The sequence below is a fragment of the Kosakonia sp. MUSA4 genome (genome assembly GCF_013085925.1).
In the GTDB taxonomy this organism is placed as follows: domain Bacteria; phylum Pseudomonadota; class Gammaproteobacteria; order Enterobacterales; family Enterobacteriaceae; genus Kosakonia; species Kosakonia sacchari_B.
Window position 1 is genome coordinate 2,132,418 of record NZ_CP025697.1, and the last position, 18,724, is coordinate 2,151,141.

Below are 18,724 nucleotides of genomic sequence, written 5' to 3' on the forward strand. Positions count from 1 at the left end.
CATGCCGAGTATCACCGAACTGAATGAATTCACCGCCGACATCCCGCTGCTGGAGCTGGATACGCCCGCGCGCGGATACGATGGTGTGGATATCGGCCCGGATAACGAGCAGGCGCAGCGGCTGGCGAACCGCACGAAATGGCTGAAACAGCGCGTTGATAACCTGCTGACGGCGCAGGTGCGTTCCGTCAACGGTAAATCCGGTACCATCACGCTGACTGTGAACGATGTCGGCGCGGACCCGGCGGGAACGGCGGACAGCCTGCTGACGGCGCACGTTAACGATGCTGACCCGCATCCGCAGTATGTCAGTGAGGCGCGCGGTGATGTGCGCTATGTTCAGGTGTCGCTCGCGAACACCGCCAACGGCTGGCTGCAACTGGACGCCTCCGGAAAAATCCCGGCGGCGCAGCTCTCCGCCATTGCATCGCGTTATGTCGTTGCTGCTGACCAGACCGCACGTCTGGCGCTGGCGTCGTCGGCCAACCTCACTATCTGTGCGCAGGCGGACATCGACACGCTGTTTTACCTCAATGGCGGCGCTAACCCGGCAGTGGCGGCCAACTGGGTGCAGGGACAGTCCGCCACGGTGTCCGGCGTGTCATCTGTGTTCGGGCGTACCGGCGCGGTAACTGCACAGGCGGGGGATTACAGCGCTGATCAGATTAACGAGACGGCTGACCGGAAATTTGTCACCCCGGCAGAAAAATCGGCGTGGAGCGCAAAGCAGGATGTGCTGGTGTCCGGGAGCAACATCCGCTCGCTGTTCGGTCTGTCATTGACCGGTTCCGGTAACCTGGCGCCGACGCCTGCGCAGATGGGTGCTGCCGCCACACAGCACACGCACGCCATCGCCGACATTGCTGATTTCACGCAGCAGACGCAGGCACTTATTGTTAGCTCACTGGAAGCCGGTCCCGGCGTCACGCTGGGGCAAAGTCCGGTCAGCGGGAAAACCATCATCAGCGCCTCCGGCGGCGGTGCCGGTGGTGGTGGCGGTTATATCGTTGTTGACCGCTCAGGTGCCACGGCAGGCCAGGTGCATTCCTTCAGTTTTGCCCCACAGTCCGGTTTTAATTTATGTGCCTACGCACTGAAGTCCGAGCAGGGGCAGCAGAATAAGTCATACACCCAGGACGCTTTCCCCTCAGGCAGTGAGGCCAGTTTTAATACCACGGCGGATATCGTCTTTAACGCTAAGCTGGGGCTGATCACACAGCTAAATTACGTCACCGCTGCGGAGGGCGGCCTGTTCAGTGCGGAGGTGCTTAAAAAGGGAAAATCCGTCGTCCTTTCCACCAATGCGGATAACAGCATCGTCCCCAAAATGACAGCCAACAACACACCTGCCGGATATACGGTCAGTGCAAGCAGCGTCTATGATTCAGGCTCTCCGGCTTATTCTGCGTTTGACCGGGTAGCTACTACTGCATGGGTGACATTATCCGGCCCGACGCAATGGATTCAGATCAAATTACCTGAAGCCAAAAAAGTGAACCGCTTCAGGATCACAAACCGGACTGTGTCACAGCCCTTCCAGAATAACCCCAAAACATTTGCCCTGTACGGAAGCAATGACGGCACAAACTTTACCTTGCTGGCCAACGGGACAAGTACCAGTAACGTCGGTGATGCCCAGACAACAGTCACTATTCCGGCCCCGGCCGCCTGGCTTTATTACCGGTTAACGGTGACCGCCGTATTCCAGTCCGGGTCTGTGACACTGGGTGAACTCGAGTTGCTGGGCGATCCCTCCACCCGGTTCCTGTTAAACAGCAGTAACGGCAAATATTACACCGTGGTCAGTGGCGCGCTGTCAGAGGTTACAGGCGCGATTGACAGTACCGTCATTGCGAATCAGGGCGTGGCCAGTGTCACACTGACGGAGGCTATGCAGCAGCAACTGGGGGATTCATACAAACTGGTTACCGGCGAAAGCGTGGAGATTAGCGGGGTGTTAACTCCCGACGATCAGATTGCGTTACCGCTGGAACTGACGGGCGCGTCAGCATGGAGCACGATCAACAGCGCGACCATCACAGCCAGCCTGACCGGCGCTGGCGCAGCACGGGTGGCCGTGACCCGGGATTTAATCGACTACGTTGTTTTTGACGGTACTGCATGGATCAGTATCGGGGCACTGACTGCCGATACGGCGGGGGCTGAAAAATTAATCGCTCAGGGAATGACCGCGGCAGCAGTGTCAGCCCTCACTGCCGCCCAGTGGAGTCTGCTGTGGCCTGCGGGTGTGCCTGACCGGCTGGCTTTTGCGTATGCGCTGCATATTGCCGATGCGGCAGCCGATAAAGCGGAAATCACCGGAAACGTGCTCAGTGTGAACGAAGTTTCCGCCTGGAAGTTACAGACACCCGCGGAAGTGGAAATCCGCTGGTATGCGGACAGCGTCAGTTTCAAAACCCTCACTGCCGGTGATTACAAACTGGCGTATCAAATTCCGGATTAACCGCCGCTAACAACCCACTCAATGCATCTTCAGGCCGCATATCGCGGCCTTTTTTATTTTCTGGAGTACTGAATGGATCAGAAATTTTTCCGTGTGCCGTTCGCATCGGTCGGTGACCGACAGACCATCCCGGATGTGGCGCCCACTAATGGCTCCGTGAGTTATCCCTCCGGCTGGGGGCCTGACTACGCAAAAGATCCGGGGGCGGATGCGAGCGCAAAACCCGTTGAGCGCGAGGCCATGAATGCGGTGCTGAACGCTATTACCGGCGCGATTCGTCAGTACCAGACGAACGGCTATCCCGAGTGGATTACTACAGCGAACAATAACGGGGCCGCTTTCGGTTACGATGCGGGCGTGGTGGTGGATTATAACGGCGTAATGTACCTTTCGCTTGTCAGCAACAACACCGCAACGCCGGGTGCTGATGCGACGAAATGGCAATTGTATATTCAGCGTGAGGCAACCGAACAGGAAGCCCTCGCCGGTGATGGCAGCGCGCAGGTAATGACGCCACGCCGGGTAAAACAACTGGCCGACTATCTGGATGACCAGTTACATCAAACCATTACCACAGCAATGGCTCCGTACATTTTGCCGGTCGGGGCAATCATCCTGTGGGGAAACACCACGCCGCCGGAAGGCTGGCTTGAACTGAACGGCCAGACGTTCGATACCGCAGAGAACCCGGAACTGGCCGCACTGTACCCGTCCGGGCGTGTGCCGGACTGGCGCGGTAATTTTGTGCGTGCATGGGCGCACGGGTCATCCGTTGATCCGGATTCAAACCGTGCGATTCTGTCATTTCAGAGCGACGCGTTTCGTGAGCACTATCATTATTCCCGCTGGCTTGGCTTTGATAACGTGGGCAGCCTGAATGGTCTGGGAGATGCCGGCGGACCAGGAGGGTTTCGCTACGCCGGTGGTGATGACCCCAATTGGCATAACTCTCCAAATGCCGATCTGCTGACTGGCGGCGACGAAACCCGCCCGAAAAACGTTGCGGCGATGTACATCATCAAGACTGACAAGGCTGAATCGGAAGCCGGTGCGGAAACTCCCTCTGCCATTGTTATCAGCCCCGCTTCGGTGACGATGAATGCGGGAACCACGCGGCAGTTTACCGGCACGATTTTGCCGTCGGCGCTGGCGGCAGGTTATCCAGTGTCATGGTCGGTATCCGATCCATCACTGGGCAGTATCAACAGCAGCGGGCTGTATACCGCGACGGCGGGCAAATCCGGTACGCAGACCCTCATCGCCAGTATCTCCACCGGCCTGACGGCAACAGCCACAGTCACGCAGCAGCTTTACCTGACATCGATCGATATTGGCCCGGTACCGGCAGGCCTGCTGGCTGGTAACAGTTATCCCCTGACCATCAACTATTCTCCGGCGAATTACGCAGAGACGGTTAACTCCGCGTCTACGGATGCGTCTGTGGCGACATTATCTGCCGATGGTACGCTGACGGTCAGCGGTGCGGGTACCGCCACACTGTCACTGACCGGTGCCAGTTCCGGCGTCACGGATTCGATCACGATCACGGCAACGGAAGAAGTTATCCAGGAAACCCGTCTTCTGATCGCCAACAACCTGTCCGAAATTGCGGCCAGCGGCGGGGAGGCGCAGTCGGACGCGCGCGAAAATCTGGGGCTGGGGGCGCTGGCAACAAAAGACGCCCTGACGGCGGCTGATACTGGTGCCGTTCCTCAGGATACGCAATCGCTCGGCACGGCGGATCTGAACGCCGTGGTTTCTCCGGGGCGTAAGTTCCAGTCCCTGACGGGCAATGCCACCACGGAACGGCATTACCCCGTTTCGCTGGCGGGCATGCTGGACGTTATACGGACCACGGAAACCGGCATCCGGCAGATTTACTACCCGTACAACACCACGGACGTTCATCACCGCTACTGCGAGGACACCGCGGTGGCCACGCCGGTATTCAGTAACTGGTCATTAAATGGCGCGGGGGATTATCTGGAAGCTGAAAACAATCTCTCTGACGTGGCCGATGTTGCAACGGCTCGGCAAAACATCGGGGTGAGTTACACCCTGTCTACTGATGCGGCCCCCGCAGACGCGAGCGGATACGCTGCCGGCCATATCTGGTACCAGGTTGAGGAAAGCTGAACCATGCCCATCTACCGTAAAACTGCAGGGGGCGATTTCGCCCCTGTCAGCGCGCTGAATATCATGGATGGCGGGGCGTTTAAAACCGTGGTCGCAGCATGGGTTCACGATGGCGGGACATTCAGGAAAGTGTTTCCTTCTGTCGTTTATGCGGATCCGGCTGCGGATTATGACATGGCCGGTGCCACCATTCCGACGCTGACCCTTTCCCGAACATCCGAAACCGCCACGCAGAACGCCTGGAAAATAAACAAACTGGTCATTCCCCTCAAGGTAAACCTCGCCTCCAGTAATTCGGATGTGGACTGGTCAGCGCTGGATATCATCGCCACCGATACGCAGGAGGTGCTGCCCTTCGGTGTCTGGTCCACGGGGACTGTTGATGAGATGTGGACTAAGGTTGAGCTTAAAGACGGGGTGATGACCAATACCCGGATGAATGGTGTGACCGTTGCGGTTAACCCGTCCAACCACTGTCCGCCGCCGCGCGACTGGATAAGCCAGTTATCATCCAGCAGTACCGGCACAGAGATGTACATCAAATACGGGTGGTATGATTATTCGGCCTTTTATGGCAGGCAGATCGGCATCCGCTGGCGCTGGCGCAGCCAGCAGAACGGGAAGTATTACGTGTATATTTTCACGAACGGAAATATGGTCCTGAACGCACTGAGCTAATTACTGGGGACCACTCCGACATTTCAATGGGGGAGGCTCCCGAAGGAGGGACTTCTGATTCGTAACTGATGCTGGGCGTAACATTCCTAATTGCCCTCGTCATGGCTGGACTAAGCGTTAATTATCGGTCAGTATTTTCAAATGCAAAATTTACACAGGATAAATACTGATGGATACAGTTGAAGAGCTTAACGGGACATATTTCTATGCAGGCTATTCGAACCTAACAGCAACGGAATTGTTTTTTATGGTCTTTATTTTTAATACGGCTGATCAGTTCGGTATTAAAGATATAGCATCAATCTATGTCCTTTATGCTGGAATGAATGATCAACCTACGCGAACCAAGCCAGGTGATGCGTTACCTGGTACCTCGAGGCTTTCAAAAGGAATGAGACGCGTCTTTGGAGACAGAAAGTTCCCGTTTGGGTTAAAAATGCCCACATGGATTGGTGGTTATACGCCCTGGACTGTAAAACGCAGAATGGTAAGGAAGATCGGAACATGGGTAGGCCGCACTCTTCCTGTGGTGGGTGAGATTATTCTTGCTGCTGATGTTTCGCAGATTATTTATAATTCAGTTAGGGAATACAACATGATAGCGCGGGGCAACGATAAGATATGGTAAGTGATGATATTGAAAAACGCGTAATAGAAATGTTCACTGTTCACAGTGGTGCCTATATGTTCAGAAAAAAGAAATATGATACCTACACAAAGGAATCGAGCATCTATTTCGACGTAAGGTTAGATCAGGATGATGTCGAGGAACTCATTGAAGAGTATTCTGCTGAATTTAATGTGGATATGAGTAATTTCCATATTGAAAAGTATTATCCACAAGTCAATTATTCATGGAACCCATTTAAAAAACCTGAACCTGTTGATGTTCCGGATTTCACTATTGATATGTTTATTCAATCAGCCAGAGCCGGGAGTTGGCTTTTTGACTAAGGCTGTAGTTACTCGCCCATTATTAACAATATATAGAAGTTAACGGGCGAGATTTTGGTTTGCAGGTTGTTCATGCCAGGCACGCCCCACCGAATACCACGTTGGCGCTATTTTGATAAATTTCAACACCTTCATCTCAGGCACCGAGGCGTTTCGTTTTTTCCTGCGTTAATGCACTAACGGAGCCTTTCAGCCTGGATTTAATCCTGTGCGTGCCTTTCTTTTTTCAGTTGCTCCAGTCTCACATGTAGCGATTTAGGGAAAAGTTCGGTATAAACCTGCCAAAGGATATTCAGTGACTTATGTCCTGTGACCTGTGCTACTTCTTCAATCGTAAAACCTGATTCGAATAGCCTGCTGGCACCCTCCCGGCGTAAATCGTGATAGCGTAAATCTTCTATGCCCAGCTTATCTCGTACCTGGCGGTATGTTTGTGTAACGCTTCGACTGTGAAAGGGGAATACTCTCTCGGAGATTTTGGGTTGCCTCTGCAATATATCCCAGGATTCTCCAAGTAAGGGTACCAGCATGTGGTTTCCGGCTTTCTTTCTCGGATCTTTTCTGTCTCTGACCAAAACAGCCTTTTGCTGCATATCGACATCTTCCCATTGAATTCTGCAAACTTCCCCAATACGCATGCAGGTGAGTATGGAAAATAAAAAAATGTCAGAGAAAGGGACTTTTTTATAAGAGGTCATTTCTCTGTTTCTTAAGCCAGCAATAATCTGTTCCGATTCCTCGCGCGTGGGGCGCCGACTTCTCTTCTGTGTTGGCCCTATGACTTTCATTTGCGTAAGGTTTTGCCTGGCTAGGCTATATGCCTGCAAGTCTGCTTCAATATTAAAAATCGGTTTAGCCGCTTTAAGGACAGAACCAATATAAGCCAGATCCTGTGCTACCGTTGCAGCACCTGCACCACTGGCACGGCGCTGCTCACAGTGTTCTATGAGGGCTGCTGGTGACAAATCAGAAACAGGAGTGCTCGCTATGTGGGATCTGGATATGAGTTTTAGTACGTCCGCTTTTGAACGTCCGTACTTTATGTTTGGGTGGCTTGTGTATTTTTGTATAAGTTCACCCAGTGTCACTTTTGGTGACTGGTCATCGAAAGGGATTCCATTGATTTCTATATGCGAAACCCTGCTTATTCCCCAGGCTTTTGCGAGAGACAATTTTCCAAATGTCCTGTTCTCACGATAGATATATTTCCCAGCCTTTTTCACCCCAACAGTGCAACGGTAGCGCAGGGTGCCGTCTGATTTGATTCTTTTCTCTACCGTGTAAAAAGCCATATGTCGTTCCTTACTGGTGTCCTGTGGGGTGCTGTGTGGGGGACTGGGACGACAAAATTAGCCTGAATTGAGAAAAAATGCACTAAATAAATACTGGCTGCATGATCAGTATTGTTTGCATGTGATTGATTGCTATCTTCTTTATTTTATTGGCTGGTATGCGGATGCCAACACAATGTCGGGGGTTTTTTTATTTTCGCCGCGAACTCGTCGGCGATCACAATTACTAAAAAACGTAAAAAGCCTGGTAATTATCACAATTGTCCGGGTGAGTGCTTCTTCTAATACTTTAGCCTGTAGTAAGCGGCGCGAAGCCCTGTTCGCGTCAGGTTGAAATATCCATTTTCACCTCACAAGGCTGATAAAAAATGACCCTCACCTCTGTTCTCAGTACCAAAGATAAAATAGGTTATGGCCTCGGCGATATGGCCAGCGCGCTGGTCTGGCAAACGGCCACACTGTTTCTCGCTTATTTCTATACCGATGTTTTTGGTTTACCCGCCGCTATTATGGGCACCATGTTTTTGGTGGTGCGTGTGATTGATGCATTTGCCGATCCCTGTATCGGTGCACTGGTCGATCGCACGCAAACTCGTCACGGACGTTTCCGTCCCTGGCTGCTGTGGTTTGCGATTCCGTTTGGCGTCAGTTGTATTATCACTTTCTATGTGCCGGATGCGGGCCCAACGGCAAAAATCATCTATGCCTGCGTGACCTACGCGATCCTGAGTTTTATCTACTCCGCAATAAATGTACCGTACTGCGCCATGCCCGGCGCGCTGACCATGGACCCTAAGGAACGCCATTCCCTGCAATCGTGGCGTTTTTGCCTGTCGTTTATCGGCGGTTTGATCGTGACGGTGATTGCGTTACCGCTGGTGGCGCAGCTCGGTAACGGTAACGATCAGACGGGCTATTTTTACGCGATGAGTATGATGGGCGTACTGGGTATTTTACTGTTCTTCGGCTGCTTCTTTATGACCCGTGAGCGTTATACGCCGCATAATGACAGCTCAGGATCAATATTCGGTGATCTCAAATTACTGGCGAAAAATAGCCAGTGGCGGATTGTTTTTCTGTTTAATATTTTACTGCTTACCGCCGTGGTTACGCGTGGTTCGGCAACCATGTATTACGTCAAATATGTATTACAGCGCCCGGAAATGGTCTTTACCTTTATTGTTTCCGGCATGATTGCAGCGCTGCTTGGCGCATTATTCTCCGCACGTTTGTTAGGAAAATTTGATCGCGTTCGTGCTTATCAGTGGACCATCATTACCTTTGTGGTGTTTGCCGCGCTGATATTTATCATTCCGCCAACGCAAGTGTGGCTTATATTCGGCCTCAATATTGTTTTCAGCTTTATTCAGAATCTCACCACGCCGCTACAGTGGACCATGTTTTCCGATGTAGTGGATTACGAAGAGCACCGCAGCGGACGACGCCTTGATGGTCTGGTGTTCTCGACGGCGCTGTTTGCCATCAAGTTCGGTCTTGCGCTGGGCGGCGCCGTTGTCGGCTGGGTGCTGGGCGCGGTGGATTATGTACCGAACCAGGCGCAGCAAACGGCCAGCGTACTGACCACCATCAATGCGCTGTTTACGCTGATCCCGTGTCTGCTGTTTATTAGCATGGCGCTGTTACTTACCCGCTACAAACTGAATAGCCGGCTGACCGACACCATTGCCCGCGAGCTGATCCGCAAACGCGACGCCAGCAATTCAGTGACAACCCCGCAAACTTCCCCGGATTTCAGTAACACAGGAGTGACCCGATGAGCGCAATTTACCAGGACCCTGGCCGCCCGGTTTCCGAACGCGTGGCCGATCTGCTTGCCCGGATGACACCGGAAGAGAAATTCGCCCAAATGCATGCGTTGTGGCTGGTGCTGTCAGAAGATGGCGAGCACCGCGAACGCAGCGATCTGAGCGACGAGTTTGCTGGCGTCAGTGCCCAGGCGGCGCTGGCTGAACGCTTAACGCGCGGTATCGGGCAGATAACCCGTCCGCTCGGTACGCATATTGTTGATGCACAAAGCGGGGTAAGGGCCGCTAACCGGCTGCAAAAAACCGTAGTCGAAGAGACGCGGTTGGGGATCCCGGCGCTGTTTCACGAAGAGTGTCTGGTGGGCTTGTTGTGCAAAGACGCCACACTATTTCCTTCATCACTTAACTATGGTTCGACCTGGGATCCGGCGCTGATCAAACGCGCCGCACAGCAAATCGGCGAGGAAGCGCGCAGCACCGGTTGTAAGCAGGGGCTGGCGCCGGTGCTGGATGTTTCGCGCGATGTGCGCTGGGGCCGCACCGAGGAGACGTTTGGCGAAGATCCCTGGCTGGTGGGCGTGATGGCCTGCGCTTATGTTGAGGGGTTGCAGGGCGAGCGGGGCGATATGCTGGCGACGCTTAAACACTATGTTGGCCACTCTTTCAGCGAAGGCGCGCGCAACCATGCGCCGGTGCATCTGGGTTTTTGCGAACTTAACGACACCTTTTTGTTGCCCTTTGAAATGGCAGTCAAACTGGCGAAAGCCGGTTCGGTGATGCCCGCCTATCACGACATCGATAATCAACCCGGGCACAGCGATCATTTTCTGCTGACCACGCTGCTGCGCGAAAAGTGGGGCTTTGATGGCATTATCGTTGCCGATTATGGCGGCGTCAGTCTGCTCCATCAGCATCACGGTGTCAGTCATGATGCGGCAGAATCGGCGGCGTTAGCCTTTAACGCCGGGCTGGATATTGAATTGCCGAAAGATGACTGTGCCCGTCATCTGGCGGAGGCGGTTGAGCGCGGGCTGATTTCGATGGCGAAGATCGATGAAATCGTCGCCCGCGTGCTGGCGGTTAAATTCCGCCTTGGATTGTTCGAACAGCCCTATACGGATGAGCGTCGCATCGTGTTGCAGTCTGATGCGGCGCGGCAAGCTGCGCGCGATGTGGCAACCCGTTCGCTGACCTTGCTGGAGAACAACGGCATTCTGCCGCTGCGAGGAGCAGCAAAAGTGGCGGTGGTTGGCCCGACAGCGGACGATCCGCTGGCCCTTCTCAGCGGTTACAGCTTCCCGGTACATTTGATTATCAGCGATATGCTGGAAGAGACCTCGCAGGTCACCACACCGCTGGCGGCTTTGCGCCAGGCGCTGGGCGAGGGCAATGTTCGCTATGCGAAAGGTTGCCACATCATTGAAAAACGCATGGCGGGGGCGCCAGTCTTCCCGGGCGATAGCTCCGGCAAACCGATGCAGCAATCGCCGGTTTCCATGGATCAAAGCCTGATCCCGCAGGCGGTGCGGGCGGCACAGGAGAGCGATGTGGTGATTGCCTGTGTGGGCGATCTCGCCGGGCTATTCCAGAGTGGCACGGTGGGTGAAGGTTCCGATACGGACAGTCTGTCGCTGCCCGGCGTGCAGCAGCAATTGCTCGAGGCGCTGGTCGAGACCGGTAAACCCGTGGTGGTGGTGATGACCGGCGGGCGTCCTTACAACCTGCAAGGGCTGGAAACGCGTGTCGCCGCCTGGTTAATGGCATGGGCGCCGGGTCAGGAGGGCGGCTACGCCATTGCCGATGTGCTGACTGGCCGTGCGGAACCGCAGGGACGGCTGGTGGTGAGCGTGCCGAAAAGCGCGGGCGCAATGCCCTATTATTACAACCATAAACTGAAAAGCGGCGGGACGCCGTTCGCCTTCCATTTTGGCTCCCACTACCCGTTCGGCTACGGGTTGAGCTGGACGCAGTTCGATTACGCGCCTCTGGTGTTGTTAACGCCGGAAGTGGCTATTGATGGCGAAATCACATTGCAGGTTCGGGTCACCAATGTTGGCGAACGCAGCGGCAGCGAGGTTGTGCAGATTTACGTGCGCGACAAAGTGGCTTCGATGGTGCGGCCGGTGCAGGAGCTGAAAGCGTTCCAGCGCGTGGATCTTTCGCCAGGAGAATCGGCCACGCTGACCTTTACGCTGCCCGTGGATATGCTCAATTTCACGCGGCGCGACGGTAAGCGCATCGTCGAACCGGGGGAGTTTGAGTTGCGGGCTGGCGCGTCATCGGGCGATATACGCACGACAGCAACGGTGAATGTTATCGGTGAAACGCGGGTGCTGCCAGCCGCATGGAGGATGATGAGCCGCTGCGAAATCAACCGCTAGCTAACCGCAGCCCATCGTCAGATGGGCTGTTTTTGCGCTTAGCATGCAGATAACAAATGCATTATAGAAATAACAACCCCACCTTATTTCTCACATAATCGTAAGCTATGCGTGTGATCGTAAGCTATTTGTGCCGCGACCCTGAATATATTCATTGTATTGATAATTACCCTGCATATAATCCCTTCTGTTCACTGCTATTTATCCCGCATAGTATTTCATGCTTTATTTAAGCGATGCATTTCGAGGCAATATAATATGAAAAAAAAACATGAGCGACATTACGTTCATTTTATTTGTAATGGGCTAACAGGCTTTGTGGAAGTGGAGCCTGAAGGCACCATGTGGGTAAATTACGCGGGCGATCGCCGGGTATATGTGGCGTTGCAGGGAAGGTTACGCAATGTGGTTGATCATATTCTGGCGCAGCACAGCCTGCTTGCTGGCAGAGTGGGATAAGGATTTACGTAATCTCTGCTATTTATTTTCACTTCTCCAACTCTCTTTGTTCGTTAATTTTTTTTGTTTTGCATCCGCGTGCGTTTTTTTAAATGCAATGTTGACTCACCTGTATTATCTGGAATTATTTGCATGAAAAATTTATTGATGATTATTGCCGTACAGGCCTGTACGGTGCTCAACGGCTGCGCCTCGTATAATGATCATATACGTGCCTGTGATGGTCAGGACGTCAGCGCAGTACATTTAGCGTTAGATTATCTGCCTGTTGGCGCTGCACTTGATAATGGTACGTGCGCGGTGACCGGTAATGCGAAGTAACGTTTTTGAGGCGAAAAAAAGCCCATCGTGGGAGATGGGCAAAGACTACACACAGCAATTCGTTGTTTCACTCAGGGGATTTCCATGCTTATAAACCAAGGTGTTGATTTATAACCGTGGCCTTATAGTAGGCATGCGGCATTTTTGAGTCGATCAGATTCGTCTCATTAGTTTAATGGTCTTGAAGAATATATGCGGAAGATGCCGCATTCTGCGGGCTACAGAGGGGTCTGACCAGATTTTATTATATTAAATGATAAGCATGGCTTAATGATTATTTAAGGCGGGCTACCCCGCCTTAAGATTATTTTCAGGAAGAGGCTTGCGAATTTTGCTCGTCATTCAATACATCTTCTGAGCGCGTGGTGGGTTCGGGTACTTCATTCACCCACGCGGAGAAAAGACGCCATGAGACGGCCAGCAGTACCGGGCCAATAAACAGACCGATCATACCAAATGCGATCAGCCCGCCGATGACGCCGGAGAGGATCAAAATCAGCGGTAAATCTGCGCCCATGCGAATAAGCACCGGGCGGATAAAGTTATCCAGCGTGGCGACCACGCAACTCCAGACCAGCAACACGGTGCCCCAGGTGGAATCGCCGCTCCAGTAAAGCCAGATGATAGCCGGAACCAGCACCAGCAATGGCCCAATCTGGATAAGACAGGTCATCAGCATTACGACGGTGAGCAGCGTAGCGTAAGGGACGCCAGAGATGGCTAAGCCGATTCCGCCCAGAACCGCCTGCACCAGCGCGGTCACGACCACGCCCAGCGCTACCGCGCGGATAGCCTGACCGGCGAGCAACACCGCCGCATCGCCGCGCTTTGCCGCCAGACGAACGGCGAAATGGCGAATCCCCTGCGCAACTTGTTCACCTCGCCAGTAGAGCAAGGCGCTGAATAACAGCATCAGGCCGCAGTGCAGCATAAAACGTCCAATATGCGCAGCCTGGCCGACAAACCACGTGGTGGTTGCGCCAACGTAAGGCCGCAGTTTCGCCATGATCGCGGTGCCGCCCATATCCAGCAGGTTATGCCAGCCGCTATAGAGCTTTTCACCGATCAGCGGAATGCTGTGCAGCCATGCCAGATCGGGCGGTGTCATCGAACCGGTGGTAATGGCGTGGATAACCGGGCCGCTGGAGTCCACCAGGCTGTTCACCAGCAGGGCAACGGGAACAATAAACAGCAGGATTAATAGCAACATCATCACCAGCACCGCCAGCGAGCGTCGGCCAAACAGCAGGCGTTGCAGACGTAACAGCAACGGCCAGGTGGCTATCACTACGGTTCCCGCCCAGGCAAAACCGAGGATAAAGGGCTGAACAATCCACAAACAGGCGATAATCATGATTGCTAAAAACAGTACCGACAGCATCACTTGCGGCACATCCCTGGACTGACGTAGATCAACCATATGATTTACACACCTTTATTAAGTTGCTGAAGAGTGGGCGTTGCAGGAAGACGCCCGTGATAATGATTAATGATTTCAGCGCGTTTGCCCAGCCCGATTGTGCCTGCAATTCTCTGGGCGTATAAGAAAAAAATGTGATACAACGATGCATGCTTAAAGCAAACGATTAACTATTCACAACACTTACCATCAGGCAGGGTCAAGCATAATGATCCCACAGATTTCCCAGGCACCCGGCGTTGTTCAGCTGGTGCTGAATTTTTTGCAAGCACTGGAGCAGCAAGGTTTTACAGGTGATACCGCCACGAATTATGCCGACAGGCTGACGATGGCGACAGACAACAGTATTTACCAGTTATTACCCGATGCAGTCGTTTTCCCTCGTTCAACATCCGATGTTGCACTGATTACCCGTCTGGCGGCGGAAGAACGCTTCCGCACGCTGGTGTTTACGCCGCGCGGCGGCGGCACCGGCACCAATGGCCAGGCGCTGAACCAGGGCATCATTGTCGATATGTCCCGCTATATGAACCGCATCATGGAGATCAACCCGGAAGAGGGCTGGGTGCGCGTTGAAGCGGGCGTCATTAAGGATCAGCTTAACCAGTTCCTGAAACCTTATGGTTTCTTTTTCGCGCCGGAGCTCTCCACCAGTAACCGCGCAACGCTTGGCGGCATGATCAACACTGATGCTTCCGGTCAGGGTTCGCTGGTGTACGGTAAAACCTCCGATCACGTTTTGGGCGTGCGCGCGGTGCTGCTGGGCGGCGATATTCTCGACACGCAGGCGATGCCGGTAGCGCTGGCGGAAACGCTGGGCAAGGCCAACACGGCGATCGGTCGCGTCTACAAAACCGTACTTGAGCGCTGTCGCGACAACCGCCAGTTGATCCTCGATAAATTTCCGGAACTGAACCGTTTCCTGACCGGCTACGACCTGCGTCACGTCTTTAATGATGAGATGACGGAGTTCGATCTTACCCGCGTGTTAACCGGGTCGGAAGGGACACTGGCGTTTATCACCGAAGCGCGGCTCGACATCACCCGGCTACCGAAAGTGCGTCGGCTGGTGAACGTCAAATATGACTCGTTTGATTCCGCCTTGCGTAATGCGCCGTTTATGGTGGAAGCGCGCGCGCTGTCGGTGGAGACCGTGGATTCGAAAGTACTGAACCTGGCGCGGGAAGATATCGTCTGGCATTCAGTAAAAGAACTGATTACCGATGTGCCGGACAAAACGCTGCTCGGCCTGAATATCGTTGAGTTCGCCGGTGACGATCGGGAATTGATTGACGGTCAGGTCGCGGCGCTGTGCCAGCGGCTGGATACGCTGATGGCTAACGGTGAAGGCGGGGTCATTGGCTGGCAGCTTTGCGAGGATCTGGCCGGGATTGAACGCATTTATGCGATGCGTAAAAAAGCGGTCGGCCTGTTAGGCAACGCGAAAGGGGCAGCCAAACCGATCCCGTTTGCTGAAGATACCTGCGTACCGCCGGAACATCTGGCGGATTATATCGTTGAGTTTCGCGCGCTGCTGGACAGCCACGGTCTGAGCTATGGCATGTTTGGTCACGTGGATGCCGGGGTACTGCACGTGCGTCCGGCGCTGGACATGTGCGATCCGCAGCAGGAAATATTGATGAAATCCATCTCTGATGAGGTGGTGGCGCTGACGGCGAAATATGGCGGTCTGCTGTGGGGAGAGCACGGGAAAGGGTTCCGCGCCGAGTACAGCCCGGCCTTTTTCGGCGCTCAGCTTTATGGCGAGCTGCGAAAAATCAAAGCGGCTTTCGATCCTGAGAACCGTCTGAATCCCGGTAAAATTTGCCCGCCGGAAGGCGTGGATGCGCCGATGAAACAGGTGGATGACGTGAAACGCGGCACCCTGGATCGGCAAATTCCCATCGCGGTGCGCACCTCATGGCGCGGGGCGATGGAGTGTAACGGCAACGGTCTGTGCTTTAACTTTGATGTGAAAAGCCCGATGTGCCCGTCGATGAAGATTTCCGCCAACCGAATCCACTCACCGAAAGGGCGCGCGACGCTGGTGCGCGAGTGGCTGCGCTTGCTGGCGGATCGCGGCGTTGATCCGCTGAAGCTGGAAAAAGAGCTGCCGGAGAAACGCGCCAGCCTGCGGACATTGATTGAGCGTACCCGCAACAGCTGGCATGCACGGCGCGGGGAGTATGACTTCTCGCACGAGGTGAAAGAGGCGATGTCCGGCTGTCTGGCCTGCAAAGCTTGCTCCACGCAGTGCCCGATTAAAATCGATGTGCCGGAATTCCGTTCGCGCTTCCTGCAACTCTATCACAGCCGTTATCTGCGCCCGGTGCGCGATCATCTGGTCGCCACGGTGGAAAGCTATGCGCCGCTGATGGCGCGTGCGCCGAAGACATTTAACTTCTTTATGAGCCAGCCGTGGGTGCGTTCGCTGTCGGCCAAACATATCGGCATGGTCGATTTACCGCTGCTGTCGGTGCCCTCCCTGCAGCGTCAGATGGTAGGTCACCGCACGGCGAATATGACGCTGGAGCAGCTTGAACAGCTCAATGCGGCGCAGAAAGCGAAAACGGTGCTGGTGGTACAGGATCCGTTTACCAGCTATTACGATGCGCAGGTGGTGGCTGACTTTGTGCGGCTGGTGGAGAAACTTGGCTTTGAGCCGGTGGTACTGCCTTTCTCGCCGAACGGCAAGGCGCAACACATTAAAGGGTTCCTCAACCGTTTTGCCAAAACCGCGCAGAAGACCGCCGATTTCCTCAATCGCGTGGCGCAACTGGGGATGCCGATGGTGGGCGTCGATCCGGCGTTGGTGCTGTGCTATCGCGATGAGTACAAACTGGCGCTGGGCGATAAGCGCGGTGATTTCCATGTTCAGTTGGTGCATGAGTGGCTGCCTGCGGCGCTGGAGCATGTTGAGGCCCGCGCGGTGAGCGGCGAACCGTGGTATCTGTTTGGCCACTGTACGGAAGTGACGGCATTGCCGGGCGCGACGGGGCAGTGGGCGACAATCTTCGCTCGTTTCGGCGCGAAGCTGGAAAATGTCAGCGTGGGTTGCTGCGGTATGGCCGGTACTTACGGCCACGAAGTGAAGAACCACGCCAGTTCGCTGGGCATTTATGAACTATCCTGGCACCAGGCGATAGAGCGTTTGCCGCGTAGCCGCTGTCTGGCGACCGGCTACTCCTGCCGTAGCCAGGTGAAGCGCGTTGAGGGTAACGGCGTGCGCCATCCATTACAGGCTTTGCTGGAGATACTGGGATGATCTGGAAACGCGCGGTCACGCTGGAAGCGCTCAATGCCATGGGCGACGGCAATATGGTTGGCCTGCTGGATATTCGTTTTGAACGCATCACGGATGATGCGCTGGAAGCCTCCATGCCGGTGGATGAACGCACGCACCAGCCGTTTGGCCTGCTGCACGGCGGCGCGTCGGTCGTGCTGGCGGAGACGCTTGGCTCGGTGGCGGGCTATTTATGCACCGAAGGGGATCAAAAAGTGGTCGGGCTGGAGGTCAATGCTAACCACTTGCGTTCGGTGCGCAGCGGTCGGGTGCGCGGGGTTTGCCGGGCGCTGCATACGGGCGGGCGGCATCAGGTCTGGCAAATCGATCTGTTTGATGATCAGTCGCGGCTTTGCTGCTCATCTCGTTTGACTACTGCAATTGTCTGACCCGTTTCGGCGGAGGTAATCCGCCGAAAATATTCATCTTTTATTCATTATTCTCATCATCTCTCTTTAACGCTTCGTGCTATAGTGCGCAGCACTGGATGTATCGTTTCGGCACCTTCTGCCGCGACGAATAGCTGTAACGCGTAATGACCTGATGAAGCGATTCATTGTCTCCTTAAGCGCTACTGAATTTAGGCTTCAAGGTAACAGTGATGGCATCGTTTAAACTTGCATTCTTACACCCGCGCCATTGGGTGACCTGGGTTGGTCTGGCTCTGCTCTGGCTGCTCGTTCAACTTCCTTATCCCGTTTTGGCCCGCCTTGGCGCAGGGCTTGGACATCACTCCCGCCGTTTTCTGAAGCGCCGCGAACGCATTGCGCGTCGTAACCTCGAACTCTGTTTTCCGGTTATGAGCGAAGCGCTGCGTGATGCGCTGATCGCCAAAAACTTTATGTCGCTTGGCATGGGGTTAATCGAAACCGGCATGGCATGGTTCTGGTCAGATAAGCGCGTGCGCCGCTGGTTTGATGTTGAAGGTTACCAGCATTTGCAGGCCGCACAGGCCAGCGAGCGCGGCGTGATGGTTGTCGGCGTGCATTTCATGTCGCTGGAACTGGGCGGCCGCGTGATGGGATTGTGCCAGCCGATGATGGCCACCTATCGTCCGCATAACAACCCGCTAATGGAGTGGGTACAGACGCGCGGGCGTATGCGTTCAAATAAAAATATGATCGACCGCCGCAACCTGAAAGGGCTGGTGAACGCGTTAAAACAGGGTGAAGCCGTCTGGTTCGCACCGGACCAGGATTATGGCCGCAAGGGCAGCACCTTCGCGCCGTTCTTCTCGGTGAAAAATGCCGCCACCACCAACGGTACGTATGTGCTTTCGCGCCTGTCGGGCGCTAAAATGCTGACGGTGACGATGGTGCGCAAAACCGATGGCTCAGGTTATTCATTGCATATTGGTCCTGCGTTAAATGATTATCCTGGCGAGGATGAGTTTGCAGCGGCCAGCTATATGAATAAAGTGATTGAGCGCGAAATTTTGCGCGCGCCGGAACAGTATCTGTGGATCCATCGCCGCTTCAAAACCCGTCCGCTCGGCGAGCCTTCGCTCTATAACTGATCTCTTTTTCTCAGCGCCCCGGTTTCGGGGCGTTGTATTATCATTGCGTTAAAA

The 18,724-nt window shown here is 54.3% G+C and carries 14 protein-coding genes and 1 other RNA gene; 12 read left to right on the top strand and 3 right to left on the bottom strand.

Translation table 11 applies throughout. The features are described from left to right. The first annotated feature begins 1 nt into the window (after window position 1). The 5 genes from C0557_RS10160 (at window position 2) to C0557_RS10180 (ending at window position 6,232) form a co-directional block, all read left to right on the top strand. A complete protein-coding gene (locus C0557_RS10160) occupies window positions 2-2,464 on the top strand; it encodes a discoidin domain-containing protein (RefSeq protein WP_208658356.1) in 2,463 nt (820 codons plus the stop codon). Between the two features lie 72 nt (window positions 2,465-2,536). Continuing rightward, the gene (locus C0557_RS10165; RefSeq protein ID WP_253073805.1) at window positions 2,537-4,600 is read left to right on the top strand and encodes a tail fiber protein; all 2,064 of its coding nucleotides are present in this window, start codon (window positions 2,537-2,539) and stop codon (window positions 4,598-4,600) included. 3 nt (window positions 4,601-4,603) lie between these two features. Beyond that, a complete protein-coding gene (locus tag C0557_RS10170) occupies window positions 4,604-5,278 on the top strand; it encodes a hypothetical protein (protein ID WP_208658357.1) in 675 nt (224 codons plus the stop codon). 169 nt (window positions 5,279-5,447) lie between these two features. Continuing rightward, window positions 5,448-5,906 carry an STM2901 family protein gene (locus tag C0557_RS10175; RefSeq protein ID WP_208658358.1) on the top strand — a complete coding sequence of 153 codons (459 nt, stop codon included), beginning with the start codon at window positions 5,448-5,450 and terminating at the stop codon, window positions 5,904-5,906. Further along, window positions 5,900-6,232 (top strand): DUF1493 family protein, encoded by a 333-nt coding sequence (locus C0557_RS10180; protein ID WP_208658359.1) that lies wholly within the window; start codon window positions 5,900-5,902, stop codon window positions 6,230-6,232. Before C0557_RS10175 ends, C0557_RS10180 begins: the two co-directional genes overlap by 7 nt. A 200-nt stretch (window positions 6,233-6,432) precedes the next feature. Here the strand turns inward: C0557_RS10180 and C0557_RS10185 are convergent, their stop codons facing one another. Next, entirely contained in the window at window positions 6,433-7,524 is a 1,092-nt protein-coding gene (locus tag C0557_RS10185; RefSeq protein WP_208658360.1) for a site-specific integrase, read from the bottom strand. 368 nt (window positions 7,525-7,892) lie between these two features. Between C0557_RS10185 and C0557_RS10190 the strand changes: the two genes are divergently transcribed. The 4 genes from C0557_RS10190 to C0557_RS10205 all read left to right on the top strand — a co-directional run bounded on the left by C0557_RS10190 (window position 7,893) and on the right by C0557_RS10205 (window position 12,451). Beyond that, complete coding sequence (locus tag C0557_RS10190; protein WP_208658361.1) at window positions 7,893-9,302, top strand: MFS transporter; 1,410 nt, start codon at window positions 7,893-7,895, stop codon at window positions 9,300-9,302. Further along, window positions 9,299-11,671, top strand: a complete 2,373-nt coding sequence (locus C0557_RS10195) for a glycoside hydrolase family 3 N-terminal domain-containing protein (RefSeq protein WP_208658362.1) — start codon at window positions 9,299-9,301, stop codon at window positions 11,669-11,671. Before C0557_RS10190 ends, C0557_RS10195 begins: the two co-directional genes overlap by 4 nt. 258 nt (window positions 11,672-11,929) lie before the next feature. Then, window positions 11,930-12,130, top strand: coding sequence for a hypothetical protein (locus C0557_RS10200; RefSeq protein ID WP_208658363.1), 201 nt, complete (start codon window positions 11,930-11,932; stop codon window positions 12,128-12,130). A 132-nt stretch (window positions 12,131-12,262) separates the two neighbouring features. Next, on the top strand, window positions 12,263-12,451 hold the full coding sequence (locus C0557_RS10205) for a hypothetical protein (RefSeq protein WP_208658364.1): 189 nt from the start codon (window positions 12,263-12,265) through the stop codon (window positions 12,449-12,451). Window positions 12,452-12,461: 10 nt separating this feature from the next. On the opposite strand, the gene rprA is transcribed toward C0557_RS10205, so the two are convergent. Beyond that, an RNA gene (gene rprA, locus C0557_RS10210) (antisense sRNA RprA) lies at window positions 12,462-12,569 on the bottom strand. A 192-nt stretch (window positions 12,570-12,761) separates the two neighbouring features. Continuing rightward, window positions 12,762-13,871, bottom strand: coding sequence for an AI-2E family transporter YdiK (gene ydiK / locus C0557_RS10215; protein WP_074779325.1), 1,110 nt, complete (start codon window positions 13,869-13,871; stop codon window positions 12,762-12,764). A 208-nt stretch (window positions 13,872-14,079) separates the two neighbouring features. On the opposite strand from ydiK, the gene C0557_RS10220 reads away from it, so the two are divergent. The 3 genes from C0557_RS10220 to lpxP all read left to right on the top strand — a co-directional run bounded on the left by C0557_RS10220 (window position 14,080) and on the right by lpxP (window position 18,670). Continuing rightward, a complete protein-coding gene (locus tag C0557_RS10220; RefSeq protein WP_208658365.1) occupies window positions 14,080-17,136 on the top strand; it encodes an FAD-binding and (Fe-S)-binding domain-containing protein in 3,057 nt (1,018 codons plus the stop codon). Next, window positions 17,133-17,543 carry a 1,4-dihydroxy-2-naphthoyl-CoA hydrolase gene (menI, locus tag C0557_RS10225; protein WP_208658366.1) on the top strand — a complete coding sequence of 137 codons (411 nt, stop codon included), beginning with the start codon at window positions 17,133-17,135 and terminating at the stop codon, window positions 17,541-17,543. The genes C0557_RS10220 and menI overlap by 4 nt, the downstream gene beginning before the upstream one ends. A gap of 212 nt (window positions 17,544-17,755) precedes the next feature. Beyond that, window positions 17,756-18,670 (top strand): kdo(2)-lipid IV(A) palmitoleoyltransferase, encoded by a 915-nt coding sequence (gene lpxP, locus C0557_RS10230; RefSeq protein ID WP_074779319.1) that lies wholly within the window; start codon window positions 17,756-17,758, stop codon window positions 18,668-18,670. Window positions 18,671-18,724 lie beyond the last annotated feature (54 nt).